The sequence below is a fragment of the Variovorax sp. P1_H12_2 genome (assembly GCF_056405335.1).
Genome location: NZ_JBFUCI010000675.1, coordinates 1 through 1,855, shown reverse-complemented (window position 1 = coordinate 1,855; position 1,855 = coordinate 1). Strand labels below are relative to the sequence as shown.

Genomic DNA, 1,855 nt, shown 5'->3' with positions numbered 1-1,855 from the left:
ACGTAGCCTTGCAGCGCCGCGGTGCGGCGCGTCGGGCCGCTCTCGAACTGCGTGAAGCTCTCGGCCCGGTAGCGCACCAGGTCGCCGATCGGGCGGTTCGCGATCCACTGCAGCTCCGGCGTCGCGAACAACTCGTAGTCGGACAGCTCGGGCCGCCTCGACGCGGCGTCCAGCGTCAGCACCCAGGGCCGGTTGGCGGGTTCGAGCGTGACCTCGTAGCCGGTGGCCGGACCGCGCACCCGCAGATTCTGCGGCACGAAGCTGCGCGAGAAAGGCAGCGGGGCGGTCCACTCGCGGCCGTCGAACTGCGTCAGCACCGGTCCGCGGAAGTAGAGGGTGGCGCGCGGCGGTACCAGGTCGCCGTCGAAGCGGATGCGCGCGGCGATGCCTTCGTCGAGCGCGAGCTCGGCCATGGCGCCCACGCGCATCGTGTTCGACAGCCCGGTGCGTCCGGTCATGGCGTCGTTCGGCGTGCCCCACAGCGGCGCCATGCGCGGAAACAGCATGAACAGCACCAGCATGATCGGCGCGCCCAGCAGCGCCATCCAGCCGGCCGTGCGGGCGGCCTGGGCGAGCGGCGGCTTGCCCACCGGCATGTGGGCGTTGACCAGCGCGGTCAGCAGGCCCAGCAGCGCCAGCAGCATCGCGCAGGCCGTCACCAGCGACTGCGAATAGAAGAAATTCGTGAGCATCGTGAAGAAGCCCAGGAAGAAGATCACGAAGGCGTCGCGCCGGGCGCGCAGCTCCAGCGTCTTGAGCGCCAGCAGGATCACCACCAGCGTGACGCCGGCGTCGCGGCCCAGCAGCGTGCGATGGGTCGCGTAGGTGGCGACCAGCGTCAGCGCGAGGAGGGCGATGCGCCAGCCTTTGCCCGGCAGCGGGCGGGCCTGGACCGCCAGCGTTCCGCGCCAGAACAGCACGATGGCGGCGAGCGTGCTGCACCACCACGGAAGGTTGGAGATCTGGGGCAGCAGGATCAGGCCGATGACGGCCAGCAGAAAGAGCGTGTCCCTGGCGTCCCGCGGCAGGGCCTGGAGCCTCGCGTTCAGCATAGGGCCAGCACCTCGAGGCACTGCCGCTTGTGGGCTTCGCCTTGCGAAGGCGCCACCACGCGGCCCGCGACGCGCAGGCCATAGTCCACGCCCAGCCGATCCGCCATCAGCACCCAGGCGCAGAGCCGCGACAGGCGCGCCTCCGAGTCGGGCAGGCCCGCCGCCTGGGCGTCGAGCCAGAGTTCCTGCCGCTGCGCCTGTTGCGTGTCGCGGCTCACCAGGTCCTCGGAGCCCGCGGCCTGCGCCTGGGCCGCGCGCTTCCACACCACCAGCTTCAGCGGGTCCCCGCGCCTGTAGGCCCGCACGCCGTCGTACTCGCCCGCCAGATGCGTGCGCAGCGCGGCCGACGCGGCCTGGCCGGCCGGCTCGCCCGCCGGAAGCGGCGGCGGATGGACCTCCGGCGCCGGATAGACCAGCACCTGCGAGGCCGGCCGCCACACGGTCCAGACGCGGAAGGTGCCGAGCGGAAACCGGGTTTCGGCGGTCAGCGTCGGCACCGGATGCAGGCCGCGGCGCCTTGGCTTGAAGGCCACCTCGACCGTGGCGCTGCCTTCGGCCGGCACGTCGCACCAGGCCCACTGGCCGCTGCGGTGCACCGCGAGGCCGATGCCGTAGCGCGTGCTGCGGCGCGTGTTGTCGAGCACCACGCGGAACACCGCGGCGGCCCCGGCATAGCGCGGCTCGGGCGCCATCAGGTGCATCGCCAGGCCGCGCAGCRTGCCATGGCACACGTGCATCCCGACCGCCACGCTGCCCGCCAGCAGGAAGGTCAGCAGGTAGCCCAGGTTGAGCTGGTAGTTGAT

General features: G+C 72.2%; 2 protein-coding genes. Both read right to left on the bottom strand.

What is annotated here, in order from left to right:
• A partial coding sequence (locus AC1D2K_RS34070) for a TgpA N-terminal domain-containing protein (protein ID WP_478094771.1) occupies positions 1-1,052 on the bottom strand: 1,052 nt, incomplete at its 3' end.
• On the bottom strand, positions 1,046-1,855 hold an 810-nt coding region (locus AC1D2K_RS34065), incomplete at its 5' end, for a DUF58 domain-containing protein (protein WP_478094769.1). The genes AC1D2K_RS34070 and AC1D2K_RS34065, both read right to left, overlap by 7 nt.